The sequence below is a fragment of the Gynuella sp. genome (genome assembly GCF_050297175.1).
In the GTDB taxonomy this organism is placed as follows: domain Bacteria; phylum Pseudomonadota; class Gammaproteobacteria; order Pseudomonadales; family Natronospirillaceae; genus Gynuella.
This window is the reverse complement of the sequence record NZ_JBNKSF010000043.1, coordinates 24420-44970: the sequence shown is the minus strand read 5'-3', so window position 1 is coordinate 44970 and position 20551 is coordinate 24420. Positions and strand designations below refer to the sequence as shown.

15 protein-coding genes are annotated in these 20551 nt (G+C 47.7%); 3 read left to right on the top strand and 12 right to left on the bottom strand.

What is annotated here, in order from left to right; genetic code table 11:
- Nucleotides 1-191 precede the first annotated feature (191 nt).
- The 8 genes from ACQY6I_RS18120 to ACQY6I_RS18085 form a co-directional block, all read right to left on the bottom strand.
- Nucleotides 192-2474 (bottom strand): molybdopterin oxidoreductase family protein, encoded by a 2283-nt coding sequence (locus tag ACQY6I_RS18120; protein WP_428242917.1) that lies wholly within the window; start codon nt 2472-2474, stop codon nt 192-194.
- A gap of 209 nt (nt 2475-2683) precedes the next feature.
- Entirely contained in the window at nt 2684-4360 is a 1677-nt protein-coding gene (locus tag ACQY6I_RS18115; protein WP_428242916.1) for a tannase/feruloyl esterase family alpha/beta hydrolase, read from the bottom strand.
- 187 nt (nt 4361-4547) lie between these two features.
- Nucleotides 4548-4889, bottom strand: coding sequence for a zinc ribbon domain-containing protein YjdM (locus tag ACQY6I_RS18110; protein ID WP_428242915.1), 342 nt, complete (start codon nt 4887-4889; stop codon nt 4548-4550).
- A 201-nt stretch (nt 4890-5090) separates the two neighbouring features.
- A complete protein-coding gene (locus ACQY6I_RS18105) occupies nt 5091-7649 on the bottom strand; it encodes a glycoside hydrolase family 6 protein (RefSeq protein ID WP_428242914.1) in 2559 nt (852 codons plus the stop codon).
- Nucleotides 7646-8209: a hypothetical protein gene (locus ACQY6I_RS18100; protein ID WP_428242913.1), complete on the bottom strand. Its 564-nt coding sequence runs from the start codon at nt 8207-8209 to the stop codon at nt 7646-7648. Before ACQY6I_RS18100 ends, ACQY6I_RS18105 begins: the two co-directional genes overlap by 4 nt.
- A 702-nt stretch (nt 8210-8911) precedes the next feature.
- Entirely contained in the window at nt 8912-9268 is a 357-nt protein-coding gene (locus tag ACQY6I_RS18095) for a VOC family protein (protein ID WP_428242912.1), read from the bottom strand.
- A gap of 88 nt (nt 9269-9356) precedes the next feature.
- Complete coding sequence (locus tag ACQY6I_RS18090) at nt 9357-10058, bottom strand: helix-turn-helix transcriptional regulator (protein ID WP_428242911.1); 702 nt, start codon at nt 10056-10058, stop codon at nt 9357-9359.
- A 45-nt stretch (nt 10059-10103) separates the two neighbouring features.
- Nucleotides 10104-11051 (bottom strand): helix-turn-helix domain-containing protein, encoded by a 948-nt coding sequence (locus tag ACQY6I_RS18085; protein ID WP_428242910.1) that lies wholly within the window; start codon nt 11049-11051, stop codon nt 10104-10106.
- 363 nt (nt 11052-11414) lie between these two features.
- Here ACQY6I_RS18085 and exaC point away from each other — a divergent pair, with 363 nt between their 5' ends.
- Nucleotides 11415-12935 carry an acetaldehyde dehydrogenase ExaC gene (gene exaC, locus ACQY6I_RS18080; RefSeq protein WP_428242909.1) on the top strand — a complete coding sequence of 507 codons (1521 nt, stop codon included), beginning with the start codon at nt 11415-11417 and terminating at the stop codon, nt 12933-12935.
- Nucleotides 12936-13068: 133 nt separating this feature from the next.
- Here exaC and ACQY6I_RS18075 read toward each other — a convergent pair whose 3' ends face one another.
- Complete coding sequence (locus tag ACQY6I_RS18075) at nt 13069-14532, bottom strand: hypothetical protein (protein ID WP_428242908.1); 1464 nt, start codon at nt 14530-14532, stop codon at nt 13069-13071.
- Nucleotides 14533-14770: 238 nt separating this feature from the next.
- On the opposite strand from ACQY6I_RS18075, the gene ACQY6I_RS18070 reads away from it, so the two are divergent.
- The gene (locus ACQY6I_RS18070) at nt 14771-15532 is read left to right on the top strand and encodes a hypothetical protein (RefSeq protein ID WP_428242907.1); all 762 of its coding nucleotides are present in this window, start codon (nt 14771-14773) and stop codon (nt 15530-15532) included.
- Nucleotides 15533-15658: 126 nt separating this feature from the next.
- Here the strand turns inward: ACQY6I_RS18070 and ACQY6I_RS18065 are convergent, their stop codons facing one another.
- Both ACQY6I_RS18065 and ACQY6I_RS18060 read right to left on the bottom strand, forming a co-directional pair.
- Nucleotides 15659-17446: a family 43 glycosylhydrolase gene (locus tag ACQY6I_RS18065; RefSeq protein ID WP_428242906.1), complete on the bottom strand. Its 1788-nt coding sequence runs from the start codon at nt 17444-17446 to the stop codon at nt 15659-15661.
- Between the two features lie 459 nt (nt 17447-17905).
- Nucleotides 17906-18397, bottom strand: coding sequence for a hypothetical protein (locus ACQY6I_RS18060; RefSeq protein WP_428242905.1), 492 nt, complete (start codon nt 18395-18397; stop codon nt 17906-17908).
- 374 nt (nt 18398-18771) lie between these two features.
- Here ACQY6I_RS18060 and ACQY6I_RS18055 point away from each other — a divergent pair, with 374 nt between their 5' ends.
- On the top strand, nt 18772-19737 hold the full coding sequence (locus tag ACQY6I_RS18055) for a transposase (RefSeq protein ID WP_428242904.1): 966 nt from the start codon (nt 18772-18774) through the stop codon (nt 19735-19737).
- 304 nt (nt 19738-20041) lie between these two features.
- On the opposite strand, the gene ACQY6I_RS18050 is transcribed toward ACQY6I_RS18055, so the two are convergent.
- Nucleotides 20042-20524 (bottom strand): GNAT family N-acetyltransferase, encoded by a 483-nt coding sequence (locus ACQY6I_RS18050; RefSeq protein ID WP_428242903.1) that lies wholly within the window; start codon nt 20522-20524, stop codon nt 20042-20044.
- Nucleotides 20525-20551 lie beyond the last annotated feature (27 nt).

The following is a 20551-nucleotide window of genomic DNA, read 5'->3' as shown; positions in this document are numbered from 1 at the left end:
AATTACTGAGCTGAACCCTTTGGCCTGAAACCGGCTTTGGTTCAGGCCGTGATGATTCGCCCTTGGTTTAGATTCACTGAATTTATCGCTTGGGCCTGGCATGAACAAACATTGGCTCTCAGCAGGCCATCAAAATGTTGCGTTGATGGGCCTTAGCATAGCAATGCCATCGCTGAATAAAATGATATCCATCAATCCGGGCAAGTGGTGTCCACCGGTTCTGATCGTTTGATGGTGGCCGCGGGGACAGCACGAACTTTTACAGTGACACCGTTCAGTACTGCATTACCGGACAAAAGGTCTACCTGCTGACTGTCGGTGAGATCGTTCAGACTGACCCCGGCATGCGCGGAGGCGGTTTGCCAACCCACGCCGGATCGATGATGGCCCCACCCATGTGGAATGCTGACTACTCCGGGCATGATGTTTTCCGTGATTTCAGCCGGAATACGAACCGTACCAGCAGTTGAAACCACTTCCACCAGAGTATTGTTTTCGATGTGATGATGGCGGGCATCCTGGGGGTGAATCATCAGCGTACAGCGAGGTTTTCCTTTGACCAGCCGGTGGCTGTTGTGGAGCCAGGAATTGTTGCTGCGAATATGGCGGCGACCAATCAGGTTGAGACCCGACTCCGGTTCGGTTTGCAGCAGCGCCTTAACGCGCGTCAGGTCATCAAGATAAAGCTGCGGAGCCAATTGAATATAACCGTCGCGGGTACACAGTCGTTGTCGCAGAATAGGTTGCAGTGGTCCAAGATCCACACCATGAGGATGTTGTTTCAAATACTTCAGGCTAAGCCCTTTGAATGAGTCACGATATTGCGTATTCATGGCACCGTTAAACCATAACCGGCGCAGAGGGTTGCGAGATGGAAGGCGACTCAGCCAGGGTTCCAGCCATGGTCCCCAGATCTTGCTCCCCGGAAGGGTGCGACCATAAGGTCCTAGTTGTAATAGCCGGTCAGCCAGACCGTCAGCCCCCATTCGTTGGTTTTTTCGATGCCGCAAGCGGGTCAACATCCCGTGGCTGTTCATGCGCGCTGCTAATTGCAGAAATATTTCCCAGTCATGAAGGCTGTCCGGTTCAGGTGTAAAGACTGGCGGTGAATATTTGGCGACGTTACGCACGGCTAGGATGGGGAAAATAATATCCATGTGACTGCGTTCGAGGGGTCCGGTGGGTGGCAGAATGATATCAGCATGGCGGGAAGTCTCGGTGATATAACTGTCTATGCTGACCATAAAATCGAGTTGCTCCAGCGCCTGATCCAGTTGTGATCCATGCGGCGTGGATAGCACCGGATTTCCGGCCACCACGACCATGGCCCGGATTTTTTCCTTGCTGTCGGTGAGTATTTCTTCGGCCAGAGTGGCACTGGGCAGTTCGCCCCCGAACTCCGGCAGCTGACGCACACTACTGTGGTAGCGGCCAAAGCTGCCGTGTCCACCCATACTGATGATATCGATGGCTGGCAAAGTGAACATTAAACCGCCATAGCTGTCGAGGTGACCGGTCAGAGTATTCAGACAGTAGATCAGCCAGCTGCACAAGGCTCCGTAAGCCTGGGTGCTGATGCCCATGCGACCATAGAGCGCAGCGCGTTTGGTACCGGCCAGCTGTCGGCTCAGGAGTCTTATGCGTTGCGCTGGAATACCCGTTGCCTCAGCCACTGTCTCGGGCGGGTAATCCTGACAATGATGACGCAGAGTCTCGACCCCCTTCAGGATTGCACCAAGGTGGCCACTGTCGGTCAGCTGTTCTTCGAACACGGTATGCAGCATGGCCAGCAGTAATAACACATCGGTGCCTGGCCGGATAAACAAGTGTTCATCGGCCACCCGGCTCGTTTCGGTTTTACGGGGATCGATGACAATTATTTGTCCGCCACGGGTGCGGATATTTTTCAACCGCTTATCGATGCCTGCCGCCGTCATCAGACTGCCATTGGAGGCCACTGGATTAGCACCGATACAGATAAACAGATCGGTGTTATTAATGTCCACCACTGGAAACAGATTCTGGTGTCCAAACATTTGCAGGTTGGCCAGCATATGGGGTAACTGATCCAGAGAGGTGGCCGAAAACCGTTTACGACTTCCCAGTGCCTGTAGCAGGCTCCGCATATGAAGTATGTTGCCATGGTTGTGTACATTGGGATTACCGAGATAGATGCCGGTGCTGTGTCGACCAAAGCGTTTTTTAATATCCGTCAGCCGTTGAGCAGTAAAATCCAGAGCTTCCTGCCAACTGATCTCCTGCCAGCCATCTTTACTGCGCCGCATCGGTTTTCGCAGACGATCTGGGTCATTCTGAATGTCCTGTAAGGCGACCGCCTTAGGGCAGATAAAACCTTTACTGAATGGATCATCGGTGTCTCCTTTGACCGATAATACGGTGTCGTTTTCGGTGTCGATACGAATGCCGCACATGGCCTCGCAGAGATTGCAGTTTCGAAAATGAGTTTTAATCATCCGGGTGCCCGCTATTTTGTTTTTATTACCATGATGACTGTTTCATGACTGGGTCAGGACGACAAGAGGGTCATTGGTCTGAGTCGGGATGGATGTTGGATGGGGCGATTAGTGCAGAGTGGTGGCCAGGAGTGTTGCTATGATTACTTCTACGCTGAAGTGAGGAGAAACAGGTCGATGTCAGCGGTGACATCGACCCAATGAAGCCGTTACTGGCAAACGAAGCTGTCGGCGCTTTCCGGGTTTCCACCAATATACGTGGCAGTTTCCGGATAAGGGCATAACTTCCGTGTCCGCGTCGAAGACCAGTTGGCAGGTATTTCCGGGTTGTCGGCTCTGACGCTGGCGGTAACTGCCTGAGGCTCCTGATCGTTTTCGACCCAGTTCACCAGTTGCTCGAACAGGTTGAAGTCATCTGTAGTGGGTCCACCGGCACAATGGTTCATACCGGGAACAGGGTACAGTTTGGCAAAACTGTCTGCATGACCGTGATAACGGCGATCCAGTCTGCGATACCAGTTTTCGGTATCCAGATATGAGAACACCGGATCGGATACGCCATGAAACAGGATGATCTTGCCTCCGGATCTTTTTAGTTTTCTGAGCTTCGGATGTCTGACATCAGGAGGTGCCATGAACGACATGGCAGATTTCCGATATGTCCGGTTATGTGCATAGATTTTCCAGCCGTCGCGATCAAAATCGTAGTTCAGCAGGAAATTCAGCAGAGATTCGGGATCCCCGTCGACTTTGGTCGGTGGTGTGGTGAAAATCTGAGCCAGAGAGCCGGCACCCATGACAGCAATCAGTGGCAGATTGTCCCATGGTGGAATGGGGCTCTGGACTTTCCAAAACTGCCAGTTGTTGCCACTGATACCAGGATCCCAGGCCCATTCACTGTACAGTTGCCTGCCCCATGAGTTTCTCGGGCCGGCGAAGATGGTTTTCAGCGCCTGAGCCTGTGCGGCGGAGATGCATTGGTCATTATCGTTGTCCTGGCAAACCGCAGATTGGATGTCAAAATTGTCCTGGCAGGCAGCAATGTCGGAGACCATGCCATCTTCCAGTCCATCCAGCGCATCGCAACTCTGATTAATGGCCGCACCGACAGCAGCCAGGTCAGCAGGCGAGAATGATGTACGCAAATCACCGTTCAGCGCATGCAGGGTTTGCACATCGAGTGCATGTTGGATCGCCGCTTTGGGCAGATTAAGTCCAGGTGCTCCAACCAGTATACCGTCATACTGGTCGCCAAAGCGCGAGGCGGCCACCATGCCATGACGGCCACCGTTGGAACAGCCGATACCGTAAGATCTGACCGGTGCTGCGCCGTAATAATTGGTCAGAATCTGTTTGCCGATCGGAGTCAGGGTTTCAACGGCTTTATAGCCATAATTCAGTCGTGCTTCAGGGTCAAGTCCAAAGCGTGAACCGGCTGCCAGCTGGGCATCTGGATATGAGTCACCATCGTGACCGGCATCCGACGACAGCACGGCATAACCTTCACCCAGGGCTGTACGTTGCGAGTTGCCGCCCAATAGCGAACCAAACGCTGGCACCACTGAGCCATCGGTGGCACCGTTAAACTGATGCACAAAGCGACCATTCCAGTTATCCGGCAGGCGTATTTCGAAATGAATGGCGTAATCATGACCATCCAAACCGGTGCGTTCTTCGGTCAGTGCTTCAAGACGACAGTGGGCAATCGGACTACCAGCATCAGCGGCAACCTCTTCGCTGGCGAGTACCCGTACACCTGTAATACCCAGAGTGTCTGTGGTGACTGTGTCACAGGACATCTGTGCATATGCAGATGACGCGGTCAACAGAGCTATTGTTAACCCGGCTCGTGGGGCGTATTGAGATAAAAGGGTGTGTTTTTTCATGACCAGTTGCTCTCAAATTTGAATTGTTGTCTTTATTTTGATTGAGTTTTGCAAGTGTCAAGATGCCTGATAAATGGCTTTGGGTAAATGGTCTATAGATGTTTTTAACGTTACACAGGCCAAATTAATGAGGCCCGAAAGAGTTCGGGCTTTGACATGTGCTGGGATCATTCAAGTTGTCAGGGCATCAGGCCTTTTTGACAAATTCAGACTTAAGTTTCATGGCACCAATACCATCAATCCTGCAGTCGATATCATGATCGCCATCCACCAAGCGGATGTTTTTGACTTTAGTGCCCACTTTGACCACCAGAGAAGAGCCTTTGACTTTCAGATCCTTGATGACCGTAATGGTGTCGCCATCATGCAGTTCATTGCCGTTAGCATCACGAACGACTTTTTCATCATCGGCTGTGCTGCCAGTATCTTCTTTTGACCATTCGTGTGCGCACTCTGGGCAGACGAACATATTGCCATCTTCATAAGTGTATTCTGAGTTGCACTGAGGGCAATTAGGTAAGGTGCTCATTCGTTTTCCTGTCTGGATAATTGAGCCGGCATTCTAGCATAACAACTGTTGCCCGGTGTCGATGGGGTGGGGCAGTCTTCCAAAAAAAAAGGAGCGGCAGAGCCGCTCAATATGGTGTTCCGGCAGACAAGCACGCACGGAACGGTTGTGATGTTAACCCGGTAACAAAGTATTACCGGGGCATCACCTTCTGACACGCTCTTAATCGTAGTCGCTTTCTCCCAGTGGGGGATACGCGTTATTGATCAACATGATGAACTGTTTGTGGAACCAGGCACCGGCATGTGGAGCCAGGGCAGGCACGACATCAACCGGGGTGTTCTCACGCAGTTGACCGGGGACACACATGGTATCCATTGATTTGCCGGCGTATACCGGATCGCTCGCAGATTCATAAACGGCACGATCGATATCATCCAGGGCAGCCACTTCTGAGGCAGACATCTTGGTATAGTCAAATGAAATACCGTCAGACTCGCCGCCAGGTTTCATCCAGAAAAATGCATCCAGATAAGGACGGGAGCTATCCGGATCAGCTTTAGGTGCTTCACCGATACCGGCATGGTTAACGTTACACCAGTGGCCGCGATGGGCACGTCCTTCAACTCGTTGGCTGGAATCAGTGCCTTTAGGGCCAGATCCTGGCGTTGGACGACCCGGTGCTCCCCAGCCGTTGCGGGCGGTATCGATGATGAAGCCCAGTTTGTTTGGATCAAATGCCGCGTTGCCAATCGCATCGCCGGTGCTGGTGAAGTAACCTCTGAGACGATCGATATAAGAGATCTCGTCAACCGAAGGATTCCACTGATAGAAATCCTGTAAGGCTTGTCTATCTTCAAAAGCGCTGGAGATTAATGGTTCTTCCAGAGGGGTGTAGCCTGATGTATTTGAGGTAAAACCACGGACCATTTCCAGACCTTTGCCATCGAGTGCACCATCAGCACCATCGATGAGTTGTTTGAAATACTTCACTCCGCGTTTCATATTGGTGGTTGAACTTTCGTTGTTGTCCCAGCCCAGCCAGCCGGCGTGACCAATATCCATATAGGTATAGACGTTTGGAATTTTAGCAAGTTCGCGGATAGCCAGACGCAGGCCGGCCGCATATAAACCCAGTTCAGGCTTGTCATTGGTGCCTTCACCCTGAACCATCTCACCGTGAGAGCTGTCGCTGAGAATGCGGTCACAATAGCCGCCGTTTGGTAATGAGGCTCTTTCTGGATTCAAGCTTGAGTTGGCAGGCTCACCATTTGCACCTTCATTGGTGTTGGTAATCATATTTGGAAATGAGTCTGGTTCCAGCATGGCCACAATTCGCAGGTCCGAGTACTCAGGCTTCTTGAAAATTTCGGTGATTTTAGCGATATACTCATCGCGGTATTGGTCGAAGCCCATGCCGTTGGCGCCGTAAGGATAATCAGCGGGTTTACCAACCTGGGTTAGCTGGCCGGCAGAAGCGAAGGCTGCACAGTCTCGATCCGGCAGGTTATAAATGATGATCACTACAGTCATCGGCGCTTTAACACCACCATTCTGCTCGGCAAAAAACTGCTGCTGAACGCGTGCGGCATTTAAATGTTCTTCCAGAGAACGTCTACCAGCATCGGGATTGCCGGTAATCGCCAAAGTGGAATCCATCCACACAGCGCTTGGTTGACGTTGAACATATTTGATCTTATTGGCCAACGCTGTATCGCCGCTGTTTTCCACAATGGCGAGGGAGGAATCCATCATGACTTTGATGTCTGGGTTCAGATAAAAATACGCATCTGAGAACGGGTTGCCGTCAGTCTGCAAGGACGTGCCAGCAGTTCCTTTAGCCACCTGATCAAGAGGAATGGTGCCTTCATAAGTACCGGGGTCGACAATATCTACTGCTGCGTTGTCTTCTGTGGGTGGATTAGAGTCATCTGTGCCCGAACCATTGTCAGATCCGTTATCGGAGCCATTGTCAGATCCGTTATCGGAACCATTGTCTGACCCGTTATCAGAACCATTGTCAGATCCGTTATCGGAACCATTGTCTGATCCGTTATCGGAACCATTGTCTGATCCGTTATCGGAACCATTGTCTGATCCATTATCAGAGCCATTGTCTGACCCGTTATCAGAACCATTGTCAGATCCGTTATCGGAACCATTGTCTGATCCGTTATCAGAACCATTGTCAGATCCGTTATCGGAACCATTGTCAGATCCGTTATCGGAACCATTGTCTGATCCGTTATCAGAACCATTGTCTGACCCGTTATCGGAACCATTGTCTGACCCGTTATTGGAACCATTGTCAGATCCGTTATCAGAACCATTGTCTGATCCATCACCGGAACCATTATCGGATCCGCCTGCGGAACCGTTATCCCCGCCACCCGAATTGTTTTCGGTAATCACAATCATCATGGTTGTCGAATGGCTCAGATTACCGTCGCTTACGGTCAGTTTCGCAGCATATTGACCACTGCTGCTATAACTATGTGAAACATTGATGCCGGACCCAAACGAGCCATCACCAAAATCCCAGTTATATGTCAATTGATCACCGTCGACATCCGTTGAGCCTGCTGCTGAAAAGTTGACGAGACTGTTATTGGAAGAGGCAGAGATCGCTGCTTCCGGAGCGTGGTTTACCGCTGGTGAAGGGTTATCGGTTCCACCGGATGATGAGTTATTATCATCAGAACTGCTTCCGCTGCCCTGCGAACAACCTACTCCCACCATCATCATAAAGGCGACAGCAAGATCACGTCTTCGGTTAGTCATGATTGAATTCCCGCTAGTTGGTTAAAAAATAAAGCCTTCAGGCCCGTTATCTTAAAAGTACAAAGCCCAGGCGACCGTGAGTGGTCATCCGACAGACTCGAGGGTATTGATATATGGTTCTCTATTACGTCAGTCGCTTCGGTTACGGCTGAACAGCTGTGTGCCAGAAAAATATGGAGACCGGTGGTCAGCGCTTTGCTGTCTTTGATGCTGGAACCGGTTTCATCAGTTGGTGCAAAAAATGCTGCATCACTGCCGGTAATATTCCTCTGAGCAAGCGTCAAAAGATCTTCACTGTTAACTGCGATACTCTGGCAGTTGGTGTTGGCAGAGGGTGATTTGGATCCCTTGTTGATAATTTTGGATTCATTTTTGCTGAATAATAAAGCAGCCCGTTCTATACGACTGTTGGTTGTTATGCCAGAGAGTGCATGAGCTGGAGTAACGCTGGCAGGAAGACGTCCTGCAAAAATTGTCATCATCGTTCTTCTGGCCAGAGTATTTGGGTTAAAAGTCCTTTCATTTTTTTGTTTCGTTTTCCTTGTAATATTTGCTGGCAATAAACGGATTCGTTAACTGCTAAATAAAAAAAACAAAGCAAGATCAGATGTATGGGGTTTTTAATAAACAATGTCCGAATCCTGCCGAGTAATCACATTAACTTTTAATATTAAATAAAAAATGTATCGAAATTGCCTTTTGAAACGCTTTGATCAGACAACGAATATAGGCCATATGTCGCTGTCTATACTTGTTTTTCTGATTGTCTTCGTTATTTGTTAGTAAGAAAATCAATATCAATATATATACGCAATGCTCGTATTTCTGTGATGTGTATTTGAAAACCGGTTTTTCAAAGATATAGAAAATAAATGCTGACTCAAAGTCACGTTAGGGGTGTGATAGATATCACTAAAATATCCGGCTATGGCGATTACTCAGTATTGTTCCGGAATAAATGATGGGCTCAAAAATGCATTTTGGAAAACAGGAATAAGCCGTTAATCACAGAAAGGCTAATAATGGTGTATCGAATATGGCTGATTATTTTTTAGGAAACTCAGAGACATGGATTCTGTTCGAATAGGGCGTTATCAGCTCCACTTTTCTCCATCTCTCTCCAACCGTGTTGACAACAGTAAGTTACGGTTTTGCGGGGGTTGCTTCCTCGCCTGTATCAACACTATTTCTATTCTTAAGAGGTGTCCTAAAATGCCAGGAAATTCCGCGTGTTATATGACAGCGGAATTTTAACAGCAATATCAAGCCATTATTCGAAGGAAGTGACCGTCTGGATCTGTGACGACAAAACTATACCCAAAACTTAATTTGGCAGGCTGTTGAGCAATTGTGATACCTTTTTCCACCCACTGTTGATAGAGCTGATCCACCTCTGCTATGGATGTTAACGTGATCACCATTTCAGCACTGCCACCAGGTGCATCCAGTGTTGGATCCACCTGCTGGGCCGTCCATAAGCCAAAGTTGATGTTGCTGAATTTAAGCATGGCAAAATGATCGGATGAACGTTGTAGCGGGCGTTCAAAGATCTGCTCATAAAATTCACAGCTGGTGTTGAGATCTCGCACATAAAAAAGAAAAAAATTGGGTTCTGACATTGTGTTCCTCAATAATGTAACCTTTCGGTATGGATTATTCTGAAGAGACCTTGTGTCAGTTGTTGTCAGCAGACTGCAGGGAATGTGCTTATTGGTCAAATAAGCGTTCAGGTACCTGATAGGTGTGCCGCCATTCTTTAAAGAGTGACATGCGGGATTTTGGATAACGACTGTTCAGTCGGATCAGAGAAGAGATTCGATCAGTACGAAAATGGCGGATATCCTGACGCAGCTCGCACCAGCCGATAATCACCCGGCTCTGCTCAAAAAAACCAATGGCAAATGGCCAGATAATACGTTCTGATGACTGGTCGTGGATGTCGCGGTATTGCAGTTGTACTTTCTGTTCAATACGGATAGCGGCGCGGATGTCTGCCAGATAACGATGATGCTGATCAGTCACCCGGCTCGGGCCGGTTAACAGCGAGGATGATTCCAGCTCCTGTCGAAGCTCTGCAGGCAGTACTGCACTGACCTTGGCAATCACGTTACGGGCAGCGCCTTGTAACTCCGGGTCGGCATTGTTGACCACCCAGTGGGCACCAAGCATCAATGCTTCGATTTCATTGGAACCAAGGTTCAGTGGTGGTAGGGTCAGACCCGGTTTCAGGATAAAGCCTATCCCTGCCTCTCCCTCGATATCGGCTCCCTGAGCCTGCAACGAAGCGATATCACGATAAACTGTTCGTACACTAATGTTGAGTTTCTGGGCCAGCGTAGCAGCAGTGACTGGTCGGCGATGGCGGCGTAATATCTGTATCAGTTCCAGTAGGCGTTCGGCGCGAGACACTCGGTTAACTCTTGTTTTTGGGCTGGGACTATTTTGACACAGGCTTTATTCGTCTGTCTGTGTGATGTTCTCTCCATTTTTACTGAAGTGTCGGGGTGATACACCATATTGCTGTTGAAATCGGCGGGAAAAGTGACTGGCACTCACATAGCCGACGCTGAAGCAGGCTTCGGTAATCGATTTCCCGGTCATGATCATGTCACGGGCGTGCTCCAACCGGCGCTGATGGACATATTCCATCGGGCCACAGCCAAGCATGTTTTTAAATTGTTGATACAGTTTGCTGCGACTCATACAGGCCAGTTTGCACAATTGTTCCACTTCAATCGCTTCTGCCAGATGATCATCAATATAACGGGCGACGGCAGTGATGCTGGAGTACGTGGGGTCATGCTTGGCGCAGGACAGCAGGAAGTCGCGTCCCTGTTGTCGCATCATTCGGGTGAGCAGTTCGGTCACTCCCAGATTGAGTACCAGATCGCGGTCATTATCATGTTTTAGGAAACTGTCGACCATGCGAATCAGCAAGTGCTGAGTGGCTTCCGTATGAAAAGTATGCAGCACCTGATGGCTATCATAGTGCCACTCGCCCAGTTCCTGTGGGATTGGGTTACTCTTATTAAGGCGGTCACAGACCTGACGTAACTTGTCTCGGCTGATGCCCAGGGTCAGGCAACTGGTCGGCTGGTTGATGCGGGCTTCGGGAAAGTCGATGGCAATGGTTTCACCGGGTGCCATGACAAATGATTCATGAGGCAGAAAGTTTGCCTGATAGTGATTTTTTCCGTGTAGGGTTTTCTTGCCGGTAATCATGCCACAGTAGAGAATTTCATCCGCATCCAGAAGGACTTGTCGGGCCGGTTCGTAGGTGTCGTATATAGACAACTCCGCCTCGTGACTTTCATAAACGGTACGGTTCTCTACTAATGATTTCATAGGCCGGTGATAACGGTTTTGAACAGCCCGGGCCGCTAATCCTGACTGAGCCTCCATAGATATACCTCGAAAATATTATTTTATTGTTGTTATTTGCGCATGGGGTTCGACTGAGCCACGCTGCGTGCTGCCAACGACAATCGCAGATTTTGTTGTTTTTATAGTCTGGATTATCAGCAAAGTCATTAAGACTATCAGACAAGTTTTTAAAATAGCCTCCCGCTAGTGTAAGCCTATTGCAGAAATATAAAGCTCTTTCATGCAATTCATAATAAAAAAATCTAAGTATTAAGTGATTTAAATAAACAGAGTTCTAAGGGATCTCTGGCTAGCGGGAAGTCGTTTAATACGGACATTGTTCGATATAAACAAGCTATTTGCCGGAGTTCCGTAAAACAACAAAAATTCAGGAGAACGACCATGATTTATGCCAATCCAGGCCAGCCAGATTCTCTCGTGCAGTACAAGAGCCGTTATGAAAACTACATTGGTGGAGAGTGGGTACCACCTGTTAACGGTGCTTACATGGACAACATCAGTCCGGTCAACGGCGAGGTGTTCTGTCAGGTACCGCGTTCTGATGCGGCTGATATTGAAAAAGCCCTCGATGCTGCCCATGCTGCTGCGCCTGCATGGGGTAAGGCATCGCCTGCCGAGCGTGCTAACGTACTGCTTAGAATCGCTGACCGCATAGAGCAAAATCTGGAAATGCTGGCGGTGGCCGAAACCTGGGACAACGGCAAGGCCGTCCGGGAAACGCTGGCTGCAGACATCCCATTAACCGTCGATCATTTCCGCTATTTTGCAGGCTGCCTGAGGGCTCAGGAAGGCTCCATGGCAGAAATTGATGAAACCACCGTGGCCTATCACGTTCATGAGCCTTTAGGAGTGGTTGGCCAGATCATTCCATGGAATTTCCCGATTCTGATGGCTGCCTGGAAGTTAGGGCCTGCATTGGCTGCGGGTAACTGCGTGGTTATGAAACCGGCTGAACAGACTCCGGCTTCGATATTGTTCTTGATGGAAGTGATTGGTGATCTGCTGCCACCGGGGGTGATCAACATTGTCAATGGACTCGGTGAAGAAGCCGGTCAGGCACTGGCCACCAGCGACCGTATTGCCAAGATTGCGTTTACCGGTTCCACTCAAGTGGGTAGTCACATCCTGAAATGCGCTGCTGATCTGCTGATACCGAGCACCGTGGAGCTGGGAGGCAAGTCGCCCAATCTATATTTCTCCGATGTCATGCGTCATGAAGATGAATATCTGAGCAAGTGCGTAGAAGGCATGGTACTGGCGTTTTTCAACCAGGGTGAAGTTTGTACCTGTCCATCGCGGGCGCTGATTCAGGAAGATATCTACGATGACCTGATCGGTTTGGTGATGGAACGGGCCCAGAGAATTCGCCGCGGCAATCCCCTTGATACCGAAACCCAGGTGGGTGCCCAGGCTTCCCAGGAACAATTCGACCGCATCATGAACTATATCAGCATCGGTCGTGAAGAGGGTGCTCAGGTGCTGATGGGCGGAGACGTTGCCAAAGTCAGCGATGACCTGTCGAAAGGTTTCTACATTCAGCCGACTATGTTGTTAGGCAAAAACAATATGAAAATTTTCCAGGAAGAGATTTTTGGACCGGTCATCAGCGTGACCACTTTTAAAGATGAGGCTGAAGCCCTGGCGATTGCCAATGATACTGAGTATGGCCTGGGTGCCGGTGTCTGGACCCGGGATATGAACCGTGCCTACCGGATGGGACGTTCCATCCAGGCCGGCCGGGTATGGATGAACTGCTACCATGCTTATCCTGCGCATGCAGCGTTTGGCGGTTATAAAAAATCCGGTATTGGTCGTGAGACCCATAAAAAAGCGCTGGAACATTATCAGCAGACCAAAAACCTGTTGGTCAGTTATAGCACCAGCCCACTTGGATTTTTCTAAGTTTAGACTCTGTGCTTGTTTGGGCGCTTCGGCGCCCTTTTTTTGAAAGTCGACAGTGCTCAGACTACACTCACAAACGGGTTGTTATAGGCATAAACCCGGCAGTATGTCCGTCGGGTTTATCAAACCATGATTACGGTTTGAGTTGAACATTACCAGACAGTAGCAACTCTTTTGTGCGCTTGCGATTATATAAAGGTTCAAAGGTCCGTTTAACTCGCTTCCATTCGGAATCATGAATGGTTAGAGCATCGAGAAAGCGGCTGGATAACTCATCATTGGTGTGCTTTGCTGCCACAAAAGTCTGTAATGCTCCCAGTGTTTCTTTGTATTCCGAGCTCATGACCACCAACGCTTCAAGCTTGTTCTCGAGGCCACCTACCAATACTTTCTCTAGCCGCTGAGCTTCTCGTTGTTCACCCATGGTAATAATTTCTATCCCGAGCCGTAAATAATCGGCGATATCATCGTCCCAGCGGGTTTTGAAACTGTCGCAATCTTCCTCGTAATAAGGATTACCCTTGGCGATCAATGATTTCTCCGGTTCAATGTCGATAGGGTAACTGTCTTTTTCCACTGCAACCTGATCGTCTTTGATGGGAGGTACCCAGGACTCCCCGCGACCAAGATGTGCTGAGGAAGGCGGATAGCCGGACGCATATAAAAAAGTGGTACACGGAAAACAGGAGGCAATCTTGGTGGTCAGGTTACCAGTGGCCACTTCATAAGGTGTCGTCCATGGCCCATGAAACGCACAGACATGCACAGCGCTGCAGAGGCCATGAATATAGCCTATTTTTTTGCTCTTGTTGACTTCAGGATTACCGGGCAGCGGCCCCATCCCTTCATCTTTAATGCTGTCGTAATTCGAAACTTTAGCGTCTTTTTTATAATATTTTGGATCGGTTGGAACGCCGATCACTCCCCAGGGAACATTTTTATATTCATCATTGGGGGATCGTGTGGGCAACCATGCTTTGTCTTCCCTAAATACCCGAAGCGTGGGTCTGGTGGAGGTGCCGTTCTCGTAAGAAATATCGCCGAAATATTCAACATCGTCATCGTAAATACCGGTATAGGCACCCCGGCCGATATAAATTTTGTTTTGTATGGCCCATTGATTGTGTGGGTCATCGGTCAGTTTTTTAATCAGTTGTCGGGTTTTCCAGGACTTGGGTACTTTATCTCGATCGGCAGATTCGATGCCTGCACCGCCTTCACGTCCGGTGATTAATTCGCCTTTGCCGCCCTTTTGGGATTGCCGGTCAACCAACCAATCACCCATCCCCCCCTGATAACGATCCAGCACATCCGCGAGGCAGGCAACAGTGGTAATGAAATTCTGCTGTTCCAAAGCGTTTGCAATTTCCCATCTGTCCATAGCCGTCAGGCCATTCTTATCCCGTGTCTGATCCTTTTGCTTGTCCTCGGGCAGCGGCTCCAGCTCCACTTCGAATGAGCACGGTTGATTAAGGTAGTAACGGGTTCCGGAAAACCCAAGTATCACACTGGTAATGATCAGGTCGGCCTGCCGTTGTACGACTTCAAAGGAGGCTGCTTCATTGCGATCTATCAGACTCTTGTAAGTAATAGACATGTTCACTCCCATTATCTGTAATGTTGCCAGAAATGGTTGTCGCAAATTACTTGCCAATAAATGTTTTCTGTCTGGAACTTAGCATGATGAAACATACAGTAGCGTAATGTTTATCGCTGTGATCTGTGTTGGTAATGCGGCCATGGATACGTGTTTGATTATCGATATAGCAGACAGGTGAAATATAAACCTGACGTTGTGTTGCGGTGTTTTGGCCGAAAACAACCATTGAGCAAAAATGTCCGGTTGTATTGTTCCAGGTTGGTTAGATGTTTTGGGGAACTCCTTATCGGTATGGTCTGATGTAAGTGCCCATGGCATTGAATCTGCATTTGTCGGCATGGTGGAGGTCACGTCAATGTCAGATGCATACTATGATCATGAAAAAGGCTTTGAATATGAGAGAGCCCTGAAAGTCATTGTCCCTTTTGTCGATGAAAAAAGCCTGACTCTGTTAACACAATGGAAGATCACAGAAGAGGCCTTTCAAGATGCCTGGAATGAGTTTCGAGTATCTCAATACGACCAAACCTTACAAAAATTAAAACGCAGAATAATTGAATTGATTGACATGGCTGATTCAATTCGCGTCACTCTATCAACCATATTTATGAATATTCCACATCCGGACACTGCCTCCCACATATGGGATGCCGGTAGAAAAAAATCCTCTATTCTGGCTAGAGAACAGGCCGTCGAAATGATCAGGCAATATATCAATGATTGCTACGAAACCATGTGGAAACGACTGGCGCAAATTCAGCCATTGATAGACTGTCTTTCACAGCATACAGATTCGGATATAAACGATGAACCTTCTGACCATACCCCTGAGGACCTGCATGAGGAAACCAATCATCATGAGCCGGAGCCGATGATGGAGCCCGATACGCAGGAATCACCACTCACGAATAGCGATCCTGTGCCAGATAAAACGAGCGATGCAGAAAGTGTTAAAGCTGGCAATCGCCTTATTTATCATGATGATGATTTTATTTAGCAGGACTCAGAACACTCATGACGTATCGACAAAGAGTGTTCTGATATGGAGCCACTTATGCTCAGATGTCAGAACGATTGACTATTAAAACTGAAGCAGAATATTCATCTGCTTCAGTTTCTGCGGTTATTGAACCGGTTTTCTGAAGGTATGCTGCGGTACAACCTGTTGGATCGTGCCATCGTTGTTAAACGTGAGTTTTTGCGTTGCAATCTCACGATATTGGCCGCCACCATCGGGCACAAAGTGACGATGGTAAACAATGTACCAATCGTCGCTGTCAGGCATTTGAATAATTGAGTGGTGGCCGGTACCAACCAACTCGCCTGCTTTTTCCAACAGCACACCCTGATATTCAAACGGACCCAGAGGACTTTGGCCTATGGAATATTCAACATGATAATTATCTGATCGAGCATCATCTACAGACCAGGACAAATAATACACCCCGTTTCGCTTGAACATGTAAATGCCTTCGCGCATGTTGGGTGCTTCAAGCGCAATCTCTTGGCCGCGGGTTGAAATCATATCATCATTTAACAACTGTACCCGCGGATAGCCCTGACCATAATAGAGATAACCCTGGCCATCATCATCAATAAACACATCCGGATCAATATGACCTTCGACCAACGGACCTCCGAGTGGATCTGTGAATGGACCTGTCGGGCTGTCCGCCACGGCAACTGCAACATTGTGGTTGAGTGAGAAATAGAAATAAAATTTTCCGTTGCGTTTTTCAATGGCTGGGGCCCAGAACTTAGTGTCTTCCCAGGTGAAATTTTGGTTGGATACAATTTCACCATCGTCCTGCCAATCAATAAAATCATCGGATGAATAAACATGCATATTGGTCGATAACCAATCGCGTGTCGGTACCGTCGTGGGATACAGGTAGAATCGATCATTTGCATAGATCACATCCGGATCGGCCAGATCCACACCCACTTTCGATAAGATTGGATTAGTGGAAAAATGATCAATACTGGAATGAATAAAACGCCAGTCCTGATTGGCACCCTGATTGTCGGGCCATTGGATGCTGTTCGCATTGTCAGCGGTTGAACCTGAACTGATATCCAACAGCAAACCGCTGTGAACGTTAACAATATGAAAAAAGCCATCACCCTGATCAACCATTTCCCATTTTTGATTGTCGCTGCCAGTTTCCCTCCAGATAATATTATTGCCGCCAGAGCTGGTTGAGGCACCACTGATATCGGCAAATTTGCCACTGCTAACCTGGATAATATTGTATTGATGGTTACCAACTGATTTTAACGTCCATTGCTCAACATCATTACTGCCACAGCTGTATTGAACAATGCTTGCGGCATCAGCGGTTGAGCTATCCAGGGTGCGCAGACATTTGCCGCTATTACGGTTTTGAATATAGTAAGTTTGACCATCGACAACATCGTCAATCAAAGAAAAGGTGGCATCACTTCTCGCCTGCGTACTGCTGGAAGAATCCAGCTCGACCAACCCAAGACGGATTCCTGAATGCTTAATGTAATACCCAGGATAGTTATAGGCTTCAAACGACGTATGATTCGCCTCGCCCAGACCAGGACGCTCACAAAAGGTTGCGTCCTCCCTGAAGACCTGAGAGTTGTCGTTTTTTGTCAATATCAGTTCAAAGTTATAATGACGCAGATAGTAGCCGGCTGAATAAACTGACTCGAAAGAAACACAGTCCGCACTGGCAAGTCCTGCCACTTTTTTCCATTGTCCATTCGATTGCTGAAAGCCTTCGGTCACCAGCATGGCCGGTGATTCACCCGCATGGACAATATAGCCACCATCATTATAAGACTGAATGCTTTTGGCGTGTGCTACGCCTATGCCCAGCACAAGTGCAGCGGCGAGTGCGGCAACATATTTATTCGTATTCTTGGGGTTTGAATGTCGCATTTATAGACTCCTGCTTATTGTTTTTGTAATGCAGTATTAAAATTTTCCATCGGCTATATTCGCATCTTTTTGTTGTTGTTCTGTGGCTACGATAGCCACTAATCCATTTTAAAATAGCGTGACACGAAAATTCAGCAAAATAGTCCGGGTAAATAGCGAATTCGTTGGCGTCTGCTCGCAGGTGTATTGATGTTCATGTATTAGACAATACCGCTACAAATAGAAAACGGATTTTCGAATTTTTGTTGGCTTGTTAAGCGTGCATGCCTGAATTGTTATCGGCTTAAAGATAATGTTGATCAGGAGTGGTTTGAAATGAAGACATACCTTGTTTCGGAATCATGTGACGGCGGGTATTCGTTTGTTTTGTTAGACAGAGTGAACGGAAGCATTTTTCCTATGTCCCGGTTGCGACAGATGATGCAATACCTGCCGCAACCGGGATGATTCTGAAAGAGATCAGTAAGTTGTTTCGACGACATATCGAGTGACTTTTGAGCCGCCCTGATATGTACCCAACAGTTTGTCATTGATATACAAATCTGCTTTACAACCTATGACAACCGGACTGTTGGCACGGATAAGTTCATACTTTGTCGTAATGGTTTCATTTTCCTGTGCCGTCAAATCAAAACGAATACCGCAAGTACTGGAAAAACCACCGCCACCCTGCAAAAGATTAATGACATATGAGACCTGCTCGTTTGCTGGAATATCGGTTTCAAATGCAGGATTTTTCCGTTTAAGGATTTGCTGACCTCCCCAACTTTCATCTGCATTATTGAGAGTAAGATAGACACTTTCTACATTTACCAAACTACCCGGTACAAAATTAACCACTTCAACGTTTAGTTTAGCGATGGGACCAGAATCTGGGGAGGTAATGCGCGAGACACACCCGGATACAAGAATAATCAGCGAACTGATCAGGAGAGCTGTTACTAATCTCATTGCATTTCCTTCTGATGAGTAAAAATAAGAGTTTTATCACAGGCCAAATAAGAGGTCTTTATTGAAAATATTATTCCAATTTTTTCGGATTGCATAGTGAATAAAAAATCAAACAGAGACTGGGAAAATTGATGTTTTTAAGCGGACACTCATGTTTTTAAATTTTAAAAGAATTTTAAAAGGACACCCACGTTTTTACGGGACATCCATATGAATAAAATTATTTTAAAGTGGGTGTCCTTGTTATTTTTTGATGAAGTAGCGCATATTTTATGGGGAACCTGTTGCGCTTTTAGTAGACACCCATCCCACCTCTTGATTTTAGGGCAAACAGAGGGCATTATCTGGTACTGTATATTTATCAGGATGTAATCATGGCCCGATCAAGGAAGTCGCAAATATCACTCGATGCCACCTCATATTATCATTGTATCTCCCGCTGTGTTCGTCGGGCTTTTCTCTGCGGTATCGATCCCCTCACTCAAATCAGCTACGAACATCGTCGCCAGTGGGTTGAAGACCGGCTGTTATGGCTGGGTGAAATATTCGCCATGGATATCTGTGCATATGCGGTCATGACCAATCATGTACATGTGGTGCTCCATGTGAATCCCGGGCAAAGCGAGCAGTGGTCAGTGGAGGAGGTGATTACCCGTTGGCACCGCCTCTATAAAGGTAATCCGCTCAGTCATCGCTACCTTGATGGCGACCATTTTTCTCCCGCTGAAGAAAAAACACTGATGATATTAGCGGAACAATGGCGTGAAACTCTGACCTCCATTAGTCGTTTTATGGCGGTACTGAACGAGGGCATTGCCCGACGTGCCAATCAGGAGGATCAGTGTACCGGCCGTTTCTGGGAAGGCCGGTTTAAATCCCAGGCGTTATTGGATGAAAAGGCTCTGATTACCTGCATGGCCTATGTCGATCTCAACCCCATCCGCGCGAAAATTGCCTCCACACCTGAAACCTCAGATCACACTTCGATTCAAAAACGTATTAAATCCATTCAGAACAATAGCCCACAACCTCATGAATTATCGCCACTTGTTGGTCATTACACACAAGATAAGCCGGAAGGATTGCCTTTTTCGTTAACGGATTATCTGGAGCTGGTTGATTGGACCGGACGGGCTATGCGGGAAGACAAATTGGGGCTTATTTCTGCCCAGCAACCACCGATACTCGAACGACTCAATCTTTCGAGTGCGCAATGGCATCGCTTAACCCGAAAATTCGAAAAACAGTTCAAATGTTTTGCTGGCCAGAGGTCATCGTTTGAGAATGTTAGAGACTGTTTCAAACTGAATCGAATGCCGCCTAACTTATTGGTAGGTTAGTCAATCAAACGAATATCGGTGTATTGAATGGTTGATCTTTCAAGCGCTTCGTTGCGCCCTTTCTTTCGTGCTCTGTATTTTTCAACTCAGAAAAACTGCTTTACACAATAAAGTACGCCACTTTTCCATAATTACCATGTACTAACTGGCTTTGATGACTCAGTAGATGAGAGAAAGGTATTTTTCTTTTATATGAGTGTCTATTAAATTTAAATGTGGGTGTCTATTAAATGAATGTTGGTCGTCATTGTTGTGTTCTGATTTCATGCGGATATAGGTAAGTAGGGGGCGGTGCTATTTCAATTTACGCCGGATTGGTGTCGCTCAGCTCGAATATCAATTTCGGTAACATGCGTTGTTGTGCAGTGCTTTCCACTTCGCCGATTTGTCGTGCTCCCATATGCAGGTAGAAGCCTTTGGCATCGGGATCCGAAATGATGGTAAATGCTTTCTCCTGCAGCTCACGGAATATCTTCAGCGCTTCATAAAATGCGATTTTACCAATACCTTTACCAATGGCTTCCGGTAGCAGCCAGAGGTGGTCCAGTATGGTCTCTTCGCTGTGTTTGATGGCGAAAAAGCCGATTACTTTTTCATTCAGTGAGAGGGTTTTGACGATATTGGTACGGATATATTCTGGTTCCACTTTTAGCGTATTTCGCCAGCTGTTCAGTTTTTCTCTGGAATAGCCCCAGTGACCTTTGGCCTCAATGGCAATATCGCTGAGGAGTTCGGCCTGATCGGGGAGGGCGGTGTTTATGTCAATTATGTCTGTGGTGTTTTTCATGGCTTATTGTGATCTCACACTATTGGT

Coding starts and splice junctions, on each gene's coding strand:
- ACQY6I_RS18120 (WP_428242917.1), bottom strand. CDS start 2,474: ATGATTAAAACTCATTTTCGAAACTGCAATCTCTGCGAGGCCATGTGC.
- ACQY6I_RS18115 (WP_428242916.1), bottom strand. CDS start 4,360: ATGAAAAAACACACCCTTTTATCTCAATACGCCCCACGAGCCGGGTTA.
- ACQY6I_RS18110 (WP_428242915.1), bottom strand. CDS start 4,889: ATGAGCACCTTACCTAATTGCCCTCAGTGCAACTCAGAATACACTTAT.
- ACQY6I_RS18105 (WP_428242914.1), bottom strand. CDS start 7,649: ATGACTAACCGAAGACGTGATCTTGCTGTCGCCTTTATGATGATGGTG.
- ACQY6I_RS18095 (WP_428242912.1), bottom strand. CDS start 9,268: ATGTCAGAACCCAATTTTTTTCTTTTTTATGTGCGAGATCTCAACACC.
- ACQY6I_RS18085 (WP_428242910.1), bottom strand. CDS start 11,051: ATGGAGGCTCAGTCAGGATTAGCGGCCCGGGCTGTTCAAAACCGTTAT.
- exaC (WP_428242909.1), top strand. CDS start 11,415: ATGATTTATGCCAATCCAGGCCAGCCAGATTCTCTCGTGCAGTACAAG.
- ACQY6I_RS18075 (WP_428242908.1), bottom strand. CDS start 14,532: ATGTCTATTACTTACAAGAGTCTGATAGATCGCAATGAAGCAGCCTCC.
- ACQY6I_RS18070 (WP_428242907.1), top strand. CDS start 14,771: ATGTCCGGTTGTATTGTTCCAGGTTGGTTAGATGTTTTGGGGAACTCC.
- ACQY6I_RS18065 (WP_428242906.1), bottom strand. CDS start 17,446: ATGCGACATTCAAACCCCAAGAATACGAATAAATATGTTGCCGCACTC.
- ACQY6I_RS18060 (WP_428242905.1), bottom strand. CDS start 18,397: ATGAGATTAGTAACAGCTCTCCTGATCAGTTCGCTGATTATTCTTGTA.
- ACQY6I_RS18055 (WP_428242904.1), top strand. CDS start 18,772: ATGGCCCGATCAAGGAAGTCGCAAATATCACTCGATGCCACCTCATAT.
- ACQY6I_RS18050 (WP_428242903.1), bottom strand. CDS start 20,524: ATGAAAAACACCACAGACATAATTGACATAAACACCGCCCTCCCCGAT.